Source organism: Sorangium sp. So ce406, assembly GCF_051474675.1.
In the GTDB taxonomy this organism is placed as follows: Bacteria; Myxococcota_A; Polyangia; order Polyangiales; family Polyangiaceae; genus Sorangium; species Sorangium cellulosum_G.
In genome coordinates this window covers 11077502-11094299 of the sequence record NZ_CP150340.1, presented here as the reverse complement: position 1 = coordinate 11094299, position 16798 = coordinate 11077502, and the positions used below count along the sequence as shown (strand labels likewise).

The 16798-nt window shown below is 74.2% G+C and carries 10 protein-coding genes; all 10 read left to right on the top strand.

Going from position 1 to position 16798, the window contains the following annotated elements:
* Window positions 1-300 precede the first annotated feature (300 nt).
* The 10 genes from WME96_RS41725 (at window position 301) to WME96_RS41680 (ending at window position 16616) form a co-directional block, all read left to right on the top strand.
* On the top strand, window positions 301-2445 hold the full coding sequence (locus tag WME96_RS41725) for a prolyl oligopeptidase family serine peptidase (RefSeq protein ID WP_437287098.1): 2145 nt from the start codon (window positions 301-303) through the stop codon (window positions 2443-2445).
* 122 nt (window positions 2446-2567) lie between these two features.
* On the top strand, window positions 2568-3371 hold the full coding sequence (locus WME96_RS41720; RefSeq protein WP_437287097.1) for a hypothetical protein: 804 nt from the start codon (window positions 2568-2570) through the stop codon (window positions 3369-3371).
* 18 nt (window positions 3372-3389) lie between these two features.
* On the top strand, window positions 3390-6746 hold the full coding sequence (locus WME96_RS41715; RefSeq protein WP_437287096.1) for a hypothetical protein: 3357 nt from the start codon (window positions 3390-3392) through the stop codon (window positions 6744-6746).
* Between the two features lie 115 nt (window positions 6747-6861).
* A complete protein-coding gene (locus tag WME96_RS41710) occupies window positions 6862-7494 on the top strand; it encodes an OmpA family protein (protein WP_437287095.1) in 633 nt (210 codons plus the stop codon).
* Window positions 7494-8771: a DUF2894 domain-containing protein gene (locus tag WME96_RS41705; protein WP_437287094.1), complete on the top strand. Its 1278-nt coding sequence runs from the start codon at window positions 7494-7496 to the stop codon at window positions 8769-8771. The genes WME96_RS41710 and WME96_RS41705 overlap by 1 nt, the downstream gene beginning before the upstream one ends.
* A 13-nt stretch (window positions 8772-8784) precedes the next feature.
* Window positions 8785-9225, top strand: a complete 441-nt coding sequence (locus WME96_RS41700; RefSeq protein ID WP_437287093.1) for a hypothetical protein — start codon at window positions 8785-8787, stop codon at window positions 9223-9225.
* 402 nt (window positions 9226-9627) lie between these two features.
* Window positions 9628-10446, top strand: coding sequence for a Stp1/IreP family PP2C-type Ser/Thr phosphatase (locus tag WME96_RS41695; protein ID WP_437287092.1), 819 nt, complete (start codon window positions 9628-9630; stop codon window positions 10444-10446).
* Window positions 10447-10562: 116 nt separating this feature from the next.
* Window positions 10563-13604, top strand: a complete 3042-nt coding sequence (uvrA, locus tag WME96_RS41690; protein WP_437287091.1) for an excinuclease ABC subunit UvrA — start codon at window positions 10563-10565, stop codon at window positions 13602-13604.
* Window positions 13605-13884: 280 nt separating this feature from the next.
* A complete protein-coding gene (locus WME96_RS41685; RefSeq protein WP_437287090.1) occupies window positions 13885-15633 on the top strand; it encodes an IgGFc-binding protein in 1749 nt (582 codons plus the stop codon).
* Window positions 15634-15701: 68 nt separating this feature from the next.
* A complete protein-coding gene (locus WME96_RS41680) occupies window positions 15702-16616 on the top strand; it encodes a DMT family transporter (protein WP_437287089.1) in 915 nt (304 codons plus the stop codon).
* Window positions 16617-16798 lie beyond the last annotated feature (182 nt).

Genomic DNA, 16798 nt, shown 5'->3' with positions numbered 1-16798 from the left:
CGAGCGTCGGGTCTGCACCCGCGCGTGGGCGCTCGTTCGCCCTGCCTGCACGCCGGCGCCGCGCTGCGCGGGCGGGCGCGGTGCGGAGCGCCGCGCCGGGGAGAGCTGGGCCCGGCCTCCACGTGCTGAGCGGAGACGCGCGCGCCTCCTCCGCGCGGAGCAGGCCCGCGAGCCCAGGTGCGCGGGCAACGCGGGGCGCGCTATGCTGCTCGTCCCATGAAGGCTTCTCCCGGCCTGCTCCTCGCGGCGTTTCTCGCTGGCGCCTGTGGAGGTGCCGACGCACACCGAACGGGTCCCACCATGACTGCAAGCTCCTCGTTGCCCCCCGGCGCGGCCAGCGCTGCGCCCGTCCCCGCTCCCCCTGGCCACCCCGCGTACCCGCCCACCCGCACCGTTCCGGTGAAATACACCCTGCATGGGGTCGAGATCACCGATCCGTACCGCTGGCTCGAGGACGGCGACTCGCCGGAAGTGAAGGAGTGGATGAAGTCTCAGGACGCGTTCACGCGCGCCGAGCTCTCCCGGCTCCCCGAGCGGGACGCGATCGCGTCACGGCTCAAGCAGCTCTTCTACATCGACGCGGTCTCCGCGCCGCGCCACCGGCGTGGCCGGTACTTCCTGAGCCGGAGGCACGCGACGAAGGAGAAGTCGATCGTCTACTGGAAGGAAGGGAAGGGCGGCGAGGAGCGCGCGCTGCTCGACCCGAACCGCTGGTCCGACGACGGCAGCGTCTCGCTGGGCGGCTGGGAGGTGTCGTGGGACGGCAAGAACGTCGCCTACAAGGTCCAGAAGAACAACTCCGATGAGGCGACCCTCCATGTGATGGATGTCGCGTCCGGCAAGCGCTCCGACGTGGACGTCATCGAAGGGGGCAAGTACGCGTACGCGTCATGGACGCCCTCGGGCGACGGCTTTTACTACGTCTGGCTCCCCACCGACCCGTCGATCCCGGTGGCCGACAGGCCCGGCTACGCGGAGGTGCGCTTCCACCGGCTCGGCCAGGATCCGAAGCACGATCGCGTGGTCCGCGGCAAGACGGGCGACCCGAAGACGTTCCTCAACGCGTCCCTCTCCAAGGACGGCCGCTTCCTCGTGCTCACGGTGTCCCACGGGTGGACCTCGACAGACGTCTACTTCCGCGATCTCCGCAAACCGGGCGGGCAAACGGTGGACAAGACGCTCGCCGTCGGGCGCGACGCTCATTATACCGTCGAGGTCTACAAGGACCGGTTCTACGTCCATACCGACGAGGGCGCGCCGCATTACCGCCTCTTCGAGGTCGACCCGGACAGGCCGGAGCGCGCCGCGTGGAAGGAGATCGTCCCGGAGCGCCCCGACGCCACGCTGGACAGCGTCTCCGTCGTGGGGGGGCACCTCGCGCTGAGCTATCTCAAGGACGCCTCGAGCCGGGTCGAGGTGCGCTCGCTCGACGGCAAGCTGGTCCGCGAGGTCCCGCTGCCCGGCATCGGCACCGTGGGCGGCCCGTCCGGGCTGCCCGACGAGGACGAGGCGTATTTCTCGTTCGAGTCCTTCACCTCGCCTCAGGAGATCTACGCGACCTCCATCAAGACCGGTGAGACGGCGCTCTATGCGCGCATCGACGTGCCAGTCGACCCGTCGCCCTTCACCGTCGAGCAGACGTTCTTCCCGTCCAAGGACGGCACGAAGATCTCGATGTTCATCGTCCGTCGCAAGGACATGAAGAAGGACGGTAACTCCCGCGCGCTCCTCTATGGTTACGGAGGGTTCCAGATCTCGCAGACCCCCTCGTTCACGGCGTCGATGTACCCCTGGCTGGAGCGGGGCGGCGTGTACGCCGTGGCGAACCTGCGCGGCGGCGGCGAGTACGGCGAGGCGTGGCACCGGGACGGGATGCTGCTCAAGAAGCAGAACGTCTTCGACGACTTCATCGCCGCCGCGGAGCACCTGGTCCGCGAGGGGTACACGCGGCCCGAGCGGCTCGTCATCCAGGGCGGCTCGAACGGCGGGCTGCTCGTCGGCGCCGCGCTCACGCAAAGGCCCGAGCTGTTCGGGGCCGTCGTCTGCGGCGTCCCCCTGCTCGACATGGTGCGATATCACCTGTTCGGCTCCGGCAAGACGTGGATCAGCGAATATGGGTCCGCCGACGATCCGGAGCAGTTCAAGGCGCTGTACGCCTACTCGCCCTATCACCACGTCAGGCCGGGGACGAAGTACCCGGCCGTCCTCCTGCTGTCGGCCGACAGCGACGATCGGGTCGATCCCCTGCACGCGCGCAAGTTCGCCGCCGCCCTCCAGGCGTCGAGCGCGGGCGGCCCGGTCCTGCTCCGCATCGAGCGCAACGCCGGGCACGGGGGCGCGGATCTCATCAAGGCGGCCGTCGAGAAGGGCGCCGACCAGATCTCCTTCGCGCTGTCGGCCACGAGCGCGTCGGCCACGAGCGCGAAGGCGCCCGCAATCCGGTAAGGCGCGGGGCGCGGGGCGCGGGCGGCGCGACGGACAGGCTTGCGGCTCAGCGCCGCGACGGGTAACAACGCGCCGCTGTGCGAATGCTTCACCCCGGAGCCGGGTCCTCGCGGCGCGGGCCTTTGACCTCGCGCCCCCTCGCGACCGCCGTCTCGGCGCTCGCGGAGGAGCCGCGCGCGCCGCTCGCGGAGCTCTCCGACCCCGCGGCGGTCCTGGCCGGGCTCATGGACCTGCACGGGAGCGTCTCGCTCGCGCGCGAGCTCTCGCTGCTCGACCGCGCCGCCCCGTCCCCGGCGCCGCCGCCGGCGGAGGGCGCGCGCGCCGAGGTCCGGGCGCTCGCCGCCGATCGCCTCGGCGAGCTCGCCGAGGCGCTCGACCACGTGTTCGCCGCGCCGTTTCACCGGCGGAACAAGCTGCCCGACGCCGGGGCGGTGCTCGCGACGCTGGAGCAGACCGGGGTGCTGCCCGCGCGCTCGCGCGCCGGGCGCGCGCTCGCGTACGCGGCGGGCCAGCTCTGGGAGCCGTTCGGCGAGCTCGCCGGCCGCGCCCTCGGGCGCGTCCGGCTCGAGACGCGCGCGCTGCGCGAGGAGCTCGCGCCGTCGCTGCGGGCCCTCGGCCCGGGCGCGGCGCGGCTCGAGCGGCTCGACGCGGCGATCTCCGCCGCGACCCAGAAGCGGCGCGAGCGCGCGCTCGCCGAGCTCGTCCCCGGCCTCGCGCGCGCCTTCGCGCGCGGCCTCCGCGGGGCGGTGGCCGCGCTGCCGGAGGAGGCCGGCCTCGAGGAGATCGCGGGCTGGTTCGGGCAGGAACAGTGGCTCGGGCGGGAGCTCCAGCGCATGGAGCTCGTGGTGCAGGCGGCGCTCGCGCACGAGGCGGGCCGGCTGCTCGCGCTGGTCGACGGGGCCGCGGCGGCGGGCGAGCCCGCGTAGCCCGCGGGGGGCTTGACGATGCGGCTCGCGACGGCGCGGCAGTGGACGACGCGGCTCCTGGTGCTCCTCGCCGGGGGGGGCGGCCTCGCGCTCGTGGGGCGGGCGGCGCTCGTCTACCGCGGGACGGATCCGCTCGCGTACCGCCTGGTGCAGCTCATCGCGCTGGGGCTCGCGCTCGGCACGCTCGAGCTGTTCGTGCGCGCGGGGCGGGCCGCGCGGCTCGGGCGCGAGATCGCCGCGCTGCCGCGGCCGGCGACGCGGGCGGCGATCGAGCAGAGCAGCGCGCCGCTCCGGCCGCTGCTCGAGGCGCGGATCGCCGGGGTGGCGTCGCCCATGGCCGGCGCGTCGTTCGCGTCGTACCTCGTCGGCCTGCTCGTGACGCTCGGGCTGCTCGGCACGTTCCTCGGCCTGTTCGAGACGCTGCGGGGGGCGCGCGAGGCGCTGACCCTGAGCGGTGATGTGGATGCGCTGCGGGAGAGCCTGGCCGCGCCGATGCAGGGCCTGTCGCGCGCGTTCGGCACCTCGGCGGCTGGTGTCGCGGCGTCGGCGATGCTCGGGCTCGCCGCCGTGCTCGTGCGCCGGGCGGAGGCCGGGGCCGCGGCCGCGCTCCAGGCCTACGCGGCGGGTCCGCTCGCGGCGCTCACGGTGGCGGGCCGGCAGCTCGCCGCGCTGGAGGCGCTCGCGCGGCAGGGCGACGCGCTGCCCGCGGCGGCGGCGTCGCTGCGTGAGGCCACGACCCGCCTCGAGCGCCTCGAGGAGCGGCTCCTCTCCGTCCAGGTCGAGGGCGCGCGCCAGACCGCCGCCTCGTTCGCGGAGGCCGCGGCCGGGATCCGCGGCGACATCGCGGCGGGCCTCCGGCAGACGGCCGACGTGGCGGCCGGCGTGGTGAGGCCGATCCTAGCGGAGGCGGTGGAGCGCGCCGGCGCGACCGCGGGCGAGGCGCTGCAGGCGGTCGAGCGGCGCCTCGACGACGAGGCGCGCGCGCGGCGGGAGGCGGACGTCGCGTCGGCGGCGCGGCTGGAGGGCCAGGCGGAGCGGCTCGCGGCGGTGGTGGGGGAGGCGATCGAGCGGCTGGAGCGGGCGCAGGCGGCGCGGCTGGCCGAGGCGGCGGAGCGGCAAGCGGAGCTGGACGCGGCGCGCGCGGCGCACCTGACGGCGCTGGGGGAGGCGCTGGCGGCGCCGCTGACGGAGGCGGCGCGGGCGGCGCAGGCGGCGCCGGAGGCGGCGTCGCGGCTGATCGCGGAGGCGTCGGAGCGGCTGTCGGCGCGTGCGGAGGCGGACGCGGCGCGGGACGCGCGGCTGGACGCGCTGCTGGAGAAGCTGTCGGAGGCGACGGCGGGGATGTCCGGGAGCGCGCGGGAGCAGGCGGAGCGGGTGGCGGCGCTGGCGGAGCAGGTGGCGCAGGGCGCGGCGGAGCGGGACGCGCGGGCGGAGGCGCGCGTGGCGGCGCTTGGGGAGGCGGCGAGGGCGCTGCTGGCAGAGCAGGCGGCGCGGCTCGCGGCGTTCGAGGAGCGGCTGGACGGGGCGCGGCGGGAGGCGGCCGAGGGGCTGGCGGAGCGGCTCAGCGCGCACGCGCGCGGCCTCGGCGAGAGCCTGGAGCGGCTCGAGGGGGGCGTGGCGTCGCGGCTGGAGCGGATGGAGGGGGGCGTGGCATCGCGGCTGGAGCGGATGGAGGAGGGCGCAGCGAAGCGGTTCGAGCGGCTGGATCGGGAGGCTGTCGCGCGGCGGCAGGCGCTCGAGACCGAGTCGGCGGCGCGGCTGGAGGGCCAGGCGGAGCGGCTTGCGGCGGTGGTGGGGGAGGCGATCGAGCGGCTGGAGAGTGCGCAGGCGGCGCGGCTGGCCGAGGCGGCGGAGCGGCAGGCGGAGCTGGACGCGGCGCGTGCGGCGCACCTGACGGCGCTGGGGGAGGCGCTGGCGGCGCCGCTGACGGAGGCGGCGCGTGCGGCGCAGGCGGCGCCGGAGGCGGCGTCGCGGCTGATCGCGGAGGCGTCGGAGCGGCTGTCGGCGCGGGCAGAGGCGGACGCGGCGCGGGACGCGCGGCTGGACGCGCTGCTGGAGAAGCTGTCGGAGGCGACGGCGGGGATGTCCGGGAGCGCGCGGGAGCAGGCGGAGCGGGTAGCGGCGCTGGCGGAGCAGGTGGCGCAGGGCGCGGCGGAGCGGGACGCGCGGGCGGAGGCGCGCGTGGCGGCGCTTGGGGAGGCGGCGAGGGCGCTGCTGGCAGAGCAGGCGGCGCGGCTCGCGGCGTTCGAGGAGCGGCTGGACGGGGCGCGGCGGGAGGCGGCCGAGGGGCTGGCCGAGCGGCTCAGCGCGCACGCGCGCGGCCTCGGCGAGAGCCTGGAGCGGCTCGAGGGGGGCGTGGCGTCGCGGCTGGAGCGGATGGAGGGGGGCGTGGCGTCGCGGCTGGAGCGGATGGAGGAGGGCGCGGCGAAGCGGCTCGAGCGGCTGGATCGGGAAGCGGTCGCGCGGCGGCAGGCGCTCGAGACCGAGTCGGCGGTGCGGCTGGAGGGCCAGGCGGAGCGGCTTGCGGCGGTGGTGGGGGAGGCGATCGAGCGGCTGGAGAGTGCGCAGGCGGCGCGGCTGGCCGAGGCGGCGGAGCGGCAGGCGGAGCTGGACGCGGCGCGTGCGGCGCACCTGACGGCGCTGGGGGAGGCGCTGGCGGCGCCGCTGACGGAGGCGGCGCGTGCGGCGCAGGCGGCGCCGGAGGCGGCGTCGCGGCTGATCGCGGAGGCGTCGGAGCGGCTGTCGGCGCGGGCAGAGGCGGACGCGGCGCGGGACGCGCGGCTGGACGCGCTGCTGGAGAAGCTGTCGGAGGCGACGGCGGGGGTGTCCGGGAGCGCGCGGGAGCAGGCGGAGCGGGTGGCGGCGCTGGCGGAGCAGGTGGCGCAGGGCGCGGCGGAGCGGGACGCGCGGGCGGAGGCGCGCGTGGCGGCGCTGGGGGAGGCGGCGAGGGCGCTGCTGGCGGAGCAGGCGGCGCGGCTCGCGGCGTTCGAGGAGCGGCTGGACGGGGCGCGGCGGGAGGCGGCCGAGGGGCTGGCCGAGCGGCTCAGCGCGCACGCGCGCGGCCTCGGCGAGAGCCTCGACGCGACGGCGGCGGTGGTGCGTGAGGCCTCGGAGCTCGTGCGGGCCGGCGGCGCCGAGATGACGGCGGTGGCCGAGATGTTCACCGTCGCGGTCGACCGTTACCGCGACGCCAGCGATCGCTGGTTGAACAGCCTGGGCGCGATCGAGGACGCGATCGAGCGCCGCGAGCACGGGGAGGCGGCGGACCTGCTCGGCGCCTACCTCGACCAGACCCGCGAGGTGTTCGACCATTCGTTGCAGTTCCAGCGCGAGCTCTTCTCCGAGCTGCGGGCGCTGAGGACCAGGACGAGCTGATGCGCCGCCCCGCGCTGCCGCCTTCTCCCGGCTCCTCGTGCCCGCAGGTCGTCAGGTCCACGGCCTGCGGGGAGAGCTCATCGATGGTCCTGGTGCCCGCCGTGAGAGCTCGCCGATGTCCCTGATGCCCGCCGAGGACGACGCGCCCGAGCAGGCGGCGGTCTGGCCGGTCTTCGGCGACCTGATGGCCTGTCTCTTCGGGCTCTTCGTGCTCTTCTTCGTCTGGGCCATCTCGTTCCAGGTCGACCTGACCCGCGATCTCGCCGTCGAGCGCGCCACCCGAGCCGCGGAGCGCGCGCGCCTGGAGTCGCTCGAGCGCGCCCTGGCCGGACCGCTCGCCGAGGGGAGGATCACGCTGACCGAGGGGCGCATCGGGATCCGCGGCAGCATCCTGTTCGAGCTCAACTCCGCCGACCTCCAGCCGGAGGGCGTGGCGCTGCTGCGCGCCCTGGCGGACCCGCTCAAGGCCTACCTCGAGCATCATGACGAGCTCATCATGGTGAGCGGGTTCACGGACGACCGCCCGCTCACGAGCTCTTCCCGTGGGTATGCCGACAACTGGGAGCTCTCGGCGCAGCGCGCGCTCACGGTGACGCGCGCGCTCGCCGCGGCCGGCGTCCCCGACAAGGCGCTGTTCGCGGCCGGCTTCGGCGAGCGGCACCCGGTGGCGTCCAACGATACGAGCGAGAACCGAGCGAAGAACCGCCGCGTCGAGATCTCGCCCATCCCGCGGCGGGGCGCGCCCTGATGCCGTCGACGCTGGATTTGTCGCCGCTGGTTGTCGACCCGGAGGAGCGCCAGCGGCGTCCAGCTCAACCTCGGTCGGGGCGCCCGCCGCAACCTCGGTCGGCGGCCGTGGACCCCCAACCCGGGTCGGTTGCAGCCGCCGCTCAACCCGGGTCGGGGCGCCCGCCTCAACCTGGGTCGGCGGCCCCGGGCCCCCAACCTGGGTCGGTTGTGGCCGCTCAACCACGGTCGGGACGCCCGCCGCAACCTGGGTCGGCGGCCGCGGACCCCCAACCTGGGTCGGCCGCGGACCTCCGAACCGGGTCATCCGCTACCCCCCATCCCGGGTCGTCCATCGCTACAAAACCCGGGTCGCTTCCTCGCACCGTAGACCCCGGATCGTCCACCGCCCCCCACCCCGGGTCATCTTCTACCCCCCACTCCGCCCACTCCCCCCACCCGCTCCCCGCCCGCCTCGCCGCCCTCCAGGCAGCTGGCGCCCATCGCTTCGACCCGGCCAGCTACCGCCTCATCGAGGCGCTCCTCGAGCGCGCCGGCTCCCTCGACGGCGGCGCCCGCGCGCGCCTCGCTGCCCGCGCCGCCGACCGGCTCGCGGCGCTCGAGGCCTCCTTCCACCGCGCGCGCGCCGACGCCGAGGCCCAGCTCCGCGCCCTCGCCGACGCCGGCATCCCCGACGACGGCTCGCTCGCCGCCGCCCTCGCCCTCGGCGACCTCCCCGCCGTCGGGCGGGCCGCTCGCCGCCGCCTGCGCGCGCTCGCCCAGGGCCGGCAGAAGACCGCCGTCCCCTCGCTCGCGCGCCTGCGCGGCGAGATCGCGGCGCGCGACGTGCGCCTCCCCGAGCCGCTCGCGCGCGACCTCGCGCGGCTCCCGTGCGACGGCGACGTCGTCGAGCGCCGGGTCAAGCGGCAAGCCCAGGCGCTCAGCAACGCGCTCTCCACCGCGCTCTTCCACGAGTCGCTCGTGAGCGCCCGCGCCACGCTCGCGGTCGCGCGCGCGGCCGACAACGTCCCCGAGGACGCCGGCCCCTACAACGCCCAGGTGCTCGCCGCCCGCGCGCTCTGCGCCGCCGAGCGCCTCTCCGAGCCCTACCTCCGCGCGCTCGTCGCCAGCCTCCAGGACCTCGGCGCCCTGGCCGCCGCGCTCGAGCCGCCGCCGGAAAAGCCCACCCGGAAGAAGGCCGCCCCGCGGAGCACGCGCGACGCCCGGAACACCGGAGACGCCGGCGCCCGCCGCCAGCCCGCCCGAAAAAAAGAATCCCTTTTTCGCGGATCGCGTTAGGTAAGTAGTCCCCATGCCTCGCTCGCCAGGCCGACGCCTCGCCGCCCTCGCGCTGTCCGTGCTCGCCGCCGCCTGCTCCTCCCCCCCCAAGGTGCAGAGCGGGCCGGCGACGCCGCCGCTCAAGCAGTGCGGCACCGAGGTCGTCCGGCGCGGCGACGGCTACAACGGCGCGGCGCGCGAGTGCATCTGGCAGGCGTACAGGAACCGCGAGCCGTCCGAGTTCACGACGACCCGGTACACCATCGAGGGCGACCCCGTCACCTACCACCTCGAGGTCACGGCCACGGGCGTCGTGGTCGTCGTGGACAGCAAGGACCGCTACGCCATGCAGGGCGTCTTCCGCCACGCCTGCCGCAACCTCGAGCGCATCACGCAGGAGGGCACCGAGGACCGCTTCGGCTTCGCGCTGAGCGCCTGCTCCGGCGGCGGCGCCGAGCGGCTCGCGGTCCCGTGACGGGCCCGCGGCGCGCCGGGGCGTTCCGGTCGGTCCAGCGGCCCACCGGCCCCGCCGCAGGCCCCTGCGCGGCCACGGCCCAGGCGGACGGCGGAAGCGGCGGAAACGAAGCGGCACCCCGCGCGCTGCGCGCGCAGCAGGCGCTGCACAGGGGCCGCCCGACCTCCGCGTGGACGGCCGCGACCAGGCGCGGCCCGAGGCCTGATCTGGTGGACGCGACCGATCCTTGGCGCGTAGGCTCACCAGGCCACCGGAGCGGGCAGCACGATGACCAGACGGACCGTCCTGTACTGCACGATCGGGCCGAGCCAGGCGCCGGAAGGGCGCGGATGACGCACGATGAGCGCCCGTCGTCCGGCAGTTCGGCAGAGCGTGCCCGCGAGCAAGCTGGGGGGAAGCGCCGTGCAGCCTCACCTCGTCTTTGAAGCCGCCGGGATCAGCCACCCCGGCATGGTCCGGGACACGAACGAGGACAGCTTCGCGATCCTCGAGTCGCGGGGGCTGTTCCTCGTGGCCGACGGCATGGGCGGGCGCGCCGCCGGGGAGGTCGCGTCGCGGATGGCGATCGACACCGTGCGCGACTTCTTCAACGATCCGGAGTCCACCTGGCCTGTCGCCGTCAGCGTCGGCCCGGCCACGGTCCGCGGCTCCGAGGCCCGCTACGTCGATCAGGGCCTGCCGCTGCTCGTCGCGGGCATCCAGCTCGCGAACGGCCGCATCTTCTCCGCGGCGCGGCGCGACCGGGAGAAGCGCGGGATGGGCACCACGTTCGCCGCCGCGCTCGCGCGCGACGGCTTCGTCGCCATCGCGCACGTGGGCGACAGCCGCGTATACCGCCTCCGCGATCAGCGCCTCGAGCAGCTCACCCGCGATCACTCGCTGGTCAACGAGTGCATCCGCCTCGGCCACCTCCTGCCCGAGCAGGCCAGCTCGTTCCCGCTCCAGCACGTGATCACCCGCGCCCTCGGCACCGACGAGGCCGTCGAGGTGGAGACGCGGATCGACGCCATCGAGGCCGGCGACGTCATGCTCCTCTGCTCGGACGGCCTGTCCGGCGTGGTGCCGGCGCAAGATATCGCAAGTATCCTGGGAGAGCGCGTCGACCTCGGCGAGATCACCGCGCGGCTCGTCAAGCGCGCCAACGAGAACGGCGGCCCCGATAACGTCACCTGCGTTGTCGTGCGCTGGCGCGCCTCTCCCGACGGCCAGCCCAGGCGCTGAGCCGCGCATCGCACGGGCGGTGTGCGTGCGCGCATTGCGCGCGGCTTGTCCCCTTTTCCATGAAACGTCAACTGCCGGAGAGCGCGCCACCATGTTAATGCCGGTCGGGAATCCCGATGGGCGCGCGAACGAACGGATCGGCACAGCCGCAGTTGACGAACTCCACGACATCCACCCCCCGGAGCGCGGCGGCGACCAGCGCGGGGAAGCTCCGCGGCGCGCGGCGCGCGGAGCCGGCCGCGCCGGCGCTCGATCCGGCGGAGCACCGGGCGCCGCTCAAGCTCCTCGAGGCGGCGCGCGAGCCTGATTTCATCGAGGTGCTCGGCTCGCGCGAGCACAACCTCCACATCGATCGGCTCGAGGTGCCGAAGCGCAAGCTCGTCGTGTTCACGGGGGTGAGCGGCTCGGGCAAATCGAGCCTCGCGTTCGACACGCTCTACGCCGAGGGGCAGCGGCGATACGTCGAGACGCTGAGCTCCTACGCCCGCCAGTTCCTCGGTCAGCTCGAGCGCCCGCAGGTCGAGCACCTGCGCGGGCTGTCGCCGACGATTGCCATCGAGCAGAAGAGCGCGTCGAGCAATCCGCGCTCCACGGTCGGCACGATCACGGAGGTCTACGATTACCTGCGCGTGCTCTATGCGCGCGCCGGCGAGCAGCATTGCCATCTCTGCGGCAAGCCGGTGAAGGCGCAGAGCTCGGAGCAGATCGTCGACGAGCTCCTCGCGATGCCCGAGGGGACGAAGTTCGTGCTGCTCGCGCCGCTCGTGACGCACCGGAAGGGGGAGTTCAAGGACCTCTTCGAGGAGCTCCGGGGCCGCGGCTTCGTGCGGGTCGAGATCGACGGGGCGCAGCACCGGCTCGACGAGGCGCCGCGGCTCGACAAGAAGCTCAAGCACACCATCGCGCTCGTCGTGGACCGGCTGGTCGTGCGCGCGGACGAGCGCCAGCGCATCACCGAGGGCGTCGAGCTCGCGCTCCAGGAGGGCCGCGGCGAGCTCCGGGTCGAGCTCCAGGCCGACGACGGGGCCGCCGCGCGCAAGCGCCGCCCGGCGGCCCCGCTGCTGTTCAGCGCCGCGCGCTCCTGCTGCGGCCAGAGCTTCCCCGAGCTCTCGCCGCAGAGCTTCTCGTTCAACAGCCCGCTCGGCATGTGCGGCGCCTGCAACGGCCTCGGCACCCGCCTCGAGATCGACCCCGACCTCGTGATCCCGGACCCGTCGCTGTCGATCCGCGAGGGCGCCATCGCCCCCTGGGCGACGGCCATGGCGCGCGGCGAGGGCTGGACGTTCCGCATCATCGACGCCGTGGCCAAGGCGTGCTCGGTCGACCTCGACGCGCCCTGGCGCAAGCTCGGGGCGAAGAAGCAGGAGATGGTGCTCCATGGCCTCTCGGGCAAGCGCATCGCGGTGACGTGGGGCAAGGAGGGGACCGAGACGCACGGCACCTGGGGCATGCGCTTCGAGGGCGTGATCCCCAGCCTGATGCGCCGGTTCCAGCAGTCGTCGTCCGAGTCGGCGCGGGAGGCCTACCGCAAGTTCATGAGCGAGCGCGCGTGCGACGCGTGCGGCGCCCGGCGCATGCGCCCGGAGTCGCTCGCCGTGCGCGTCGCCGACAAGGGGATCGCCGACGTCACCGCGATGACGGTGCGGGACGCATTCGATCATTTCTCCCGGCTGGAGCTCCCGGGCAACCGGCAGAAGATCACGGAGGGGGTGCGGCGGGAGATCACGAGCCGGCTCAGCTTCCTCCTGAACGTGGGCCTCGATTACCTGACGCTCGATCGCTCCGGCCCGACGCTGAGCGGCGGCGAGGCGCAGCGCATCCGGCTGGCGAGCCAGCTCGGCAGCGAGCTCTCCGGGGTGATGTACGTGCTCGACGAGCCGAGCATCGGCCTGCACCAGCGGGACAACCAGCGCCTCATCGAGACGCTGCGGCGCCTCCGGGACCTGGGCAACACGGTGCTCGTGGTCGAGCACGACGAGGAGACGATCCGGGCCGCCGATTACGTGGTGGATTTCGGCCCCGGCGCGGGGCACCTCGGCGGCCGGGTGATGGCCGCGGGGACGCCCGAGGAGGTCGAGCGCCACCCCGACAGCCTGACCGGCGCGTACCTGTCCGGGCGCGCGCGCATCGAGGTGCCCGCGGCGCGGCGCGCGCCGCGCGGGTGGCTGGAGATCCTGGGCGCGGCCGAGCACAACCTGCGGAACATCGATGTCCGGTTCCCGCTCGGGGTGCTGCTCGCGGTGACCGGGGTGAGCGGCGCCGGCAAGAGCTCGCTCGTGAACGGCATCCTCCTCCCGGCGCTCGGCCGGGCGCTCCACAACAGCACCGAGCCGGTCGGCGCGCACCGCGCGATCAAGGGGCTCAAGGCGCTCGACAAGGTGATCGCGATCGACCAGAAGCCGATCGGCCGCACGCCGCGCTCGAACCCGGGGACGTACACGAAGGCGTTCGACCAGATCCGCGAGATCTTCGCCGAGCTGCCGGAGTCGCGCGCGCGCGGCTATGGCCCGGGGCGGTTCAGCTTCAACGTGAAGGGCGGGCGCTGCGAGGCGTGCAGCGGCGACGGCATGGTGAAGGTCGAGATGCACTTCCTCGCCGACGTCTACGTCCCTTGCGACGTGTGCGCCGGCAAGCGGTACAGCGCGCAGACGCTCGCGGTGCGGTACAAGGGCAAGAGCATCGCCGACATCCTCGACACGAGCATCGAGGACTGCCGGCAGCTCTTCGAGCACCACGTCGCCCTCCGGCGCGTCCTCGACACGCTGGTCGAGGTCGGCCTCGGGTACATGAAGATCGGCCAGAGCGCGCCGACGATGAGCGGCGGCGAGGCGCAGCGCGTGAAGCTGAGCCGTGAGCTCGGCAAGAGCCAGACGGGGCGCACGCTCTACGTGCTCGACGAGCCGACGACGGGCCTGCATTTCGAGGACATCCGCAAGCTCCTCGGCGTGCTCCACCGGCTGGTCGAGGCGGGCAACACCGTGGTGGTCATCGAGCACAGCCTCGATGTCATCAAGTGCGCCGACTGGGTGATCGACCTCGGCCCCGAGGGCGGCGCCGGCGGCGGCCGCGTCATCGCCGAGGGGACGCCGGAGGACGTCGCGAAGGTGCCGGCCTCGTACACCGGGCAGTTCCTTGGCCCGCTGCTGGGCGCCGGCTAGCGCTCCCCGCGCCTCCCGGCGCAGCGCTGCGATGTAATGATCAATTCATTAAATCCGACGATCCTGCCTGTCCATTGATTACAGAAATGGCGCCAGGGGCGGATTTGTTCGGCATGCTTGCCTCGCGGCACAAAAGCGCGTAGCCGGGATCGATGGACACCAGCGTGTCCTCGAGTGCGAAAGCACCCCACCAGCTGCTTCAGCAAACCACTCTGATTTCCCAAGCGAGCCGGGCTGTCGCACACGCCCCTGTGCTCGAAGTCCGTCGACGGGAGGGCCCATGCAGATCTCGAAGCACTCTCTGTTTCTCGGCCTAGGACTGTGGCTGGGCGCCGTCTCCGCGGTCGCTTGCTCCGCCAGCGGTACATCGGCGCCTGCGTCCTCCAGATCGGGATCCTCCGGTCCTGGGAGCACGAGCGGCGCTGGCGGCGCCGGCGCCGCCGGCGGCTCGGGCGACGGCGGCTCGACGGCGACGGGCGGGAGCCCAGACGATCTCGGCAGCGGCGCCACCACCACCGGGGTCGGCGGCGGCGGCGATGTCCTGGTGCCGGCGGAGGATCCGAAGACGTGCGCGGAGGCCGCCGCGAACAAGTCCTATGTCGGCTGCGACTTCTGGCCCACGGTCACCGCCAATGTCGTCTGGTCGATCTTCGACTATGCGGTCGTCGTCGCGAACGCGGGAGACGAGGTCGCCGAGGTCGAGGTGACGCGCGCCGGCGAGGCCGTCGCGCAGGCCGAGATCCCGGCCAACAGCCTCTCCAAGATCTATCTCCCCTGGGTCCCCGAGCTGAAGGGACCCGACGCGAATGCGTGCGCCTCCGGCCGGTCGATCGACCGGTCGGTCCGCGTGGACGGCGGCGCGTACCACCTCGTCTCGACCAGGCCGGTGACCGTCTATCAGTTCAACGCGCTCGAGTACAAGGGCGCGGGGGGCCCCGCCGGCAAGGACTGGGCCTCCTGCCCGGGCAACGAGGTGTGCAATGGCAGCACCGCTGGCTGCTTCTCGTTCACCAACGACGCCTCGCTGCTCCTGCCGAGCACGGCGATGACAGGCAATTACCGCATCACCGGCCAGCAGGGCTGGTCCCAGGTCTCGATGGGCGGATACATGGTCATCACCGGCACCAAGGACGGCACCAGCGTCACGGTGAGCGTGGCCCAGGACGGCGCGGTGGTCGCCGGGGGCGGCATCCCCGCGACGCGCGGCGGCGGGCGCTTCACGGTCGAGCTCGACGAGGGCGACGTCGTCGAGGTCCTCGGCGACCCGGCCGCGGACCTCAGCGGCAGCCTCGTCACCGCCACGAACCCCGTCCAGGTGCTGACGGGCATGCCGTGCGTGCAGTCGCCGATCGGCCGCGACGCGTGCGACCACATCGAGGAGTCCGTGTTCCCCGCCGAGACGCTGGGCAAGCGTTACTTCGTCACGGTCCCGACGTCGCCGGGCGGCAAGGTCGTCGGGCACATCGTGCGTCTTTACGGCAATGTCGACGGCACGGCGCTCACCTATCCGTCCGGCCGGCCGGACGGCGCGCCGACCAGGATCAACGCCGGCCAGGTCGTCGACCTCAGCATGGTGCGGAGGGACTTCGAGGTCGTGGGAGATCACGAGTTCGCGGTCAGCTCGTTCATGCTGGGCGCCGAGGCCGTCGAGAGCTCCACCGGCCAGGCCAACGAGAAGGGCGACCCGTCGCAGAGCCACCCCACGGCCGTCGAGCAATACCGCACCAAGTACGTCTTCCTCGCGCCGAGCGACTACGACGAGAGCTACGTCGACATCATCCAGCCGATGGACGCCTCGGTCACGCTCGACGGCGCCGCCGTCGACGCCGCGCCGACCCCGATCGGCAACGGCTCGGGCTTCGGCGTCGCGCGCGTCAAGCTCGGCCCGGGCAACGGCGGCGCGCACGTGCTGATCGCCTCGGCGCCCGTCGGCGTCCAGGTGATCGGCTACGGCTCCTACACGAGCTATCAGTACCCGGGCGGCCTCAACCTCCTCACCATCGCGCCGCCGCCGCCCCCGCCCCGTTGACCGCGCCGGCAGGGCGTCACCGCCGCCGCTGGATTGTCTTTCCCCGTCGCATGACCTAGCACCACCGCATGGCGGCCAAGCAGCGCGTCACGGCCCGGGGCGCGGCGCTCTTCGTCGTCCTGGCCAGCCTCGCCTTCGCCACGAGCGGCCCTCTCGCCCGGTACGCGCGCCCGGTCCATCCGCTCTTCATCGCCTTTGGCAGGGTCGCCCTCGCCGCCGCGGCGCTCTCGCTCGTCGACCTGCGCGGGATCGCCCGCTCGGCCGCCGCCCTCTCGCTGCGCCAGCGCGCCGCCGTCCTGGCCGCGGGCCTCCTGCTCGCCGTCCACTTCGCGCTCTTCCTCTGGGGGCTCGACCGCACCTCCCTCGCCGCGGCGCTCTCGCTCATCTCGCTCGAGCCGCTCGCCGTCGTGCTCTGCGCGTGGGTGTTCTTCCGCGTCCGCCCCACGCGCTCCGAGCAGGCCGGCGTGCTCCTCGCCACCGCCGGCGCCGCCCTGGTCGCGCGCGCGGCCGGCTCCGGCGATCACCGGCTCTCGGGCGACCTCATGGTCGTCGGCGCCACCCTCCTGTACGGCCTCTACGTCTCCTTCGCCCGCGCCCTCCGGGACGCCTTGCCGGCGCGGAGCTACGCCGCGCTCGTCTACGCGAGCGCCGCCGTCTTCCTCGCGGCGGCGCTCCCCGCCGCGCCCGGCGCGCTCGAGGGCGTCTCCCCGCCGCCCGCCCACGCCGCCGTCGTCATCGTCGCGCTCGCGCTCGTCCCCACGCTGGTCGGCCACACCGCGGTGCAGGCCGCGGCGCGGCGCATGTCCCCGGCGATCGTCGCGCTCGTGTCCCCCGGCGAGACGCTGGGCGGGATCGTCATCGGCGCCCTGTGGCTCGACGCCGTCCCGACGGCCACCGAGGTCGCCGGCGCCGCGATCATCCTCGTCGGCGCCACCGTCGCCATCCTGGGGTCGAGCTCGCCCGCGGCCCAGGGCGCCGGTTGACGCGCTCTTCCAGGCGCCGCCCGCGCCGGTCGGACTGGATGTCCGGATCGCGACACCCGGGTCGCGATGGAAGCATGCCTGTGCAGCGAGGGATCCGAGCGCTCATGATCTCCGGCAGGACGGAAGTCGTCGGCGCGCGCCGCTTCGGTCGAACTCCGCACCACGATGATGGGGAATCGCAG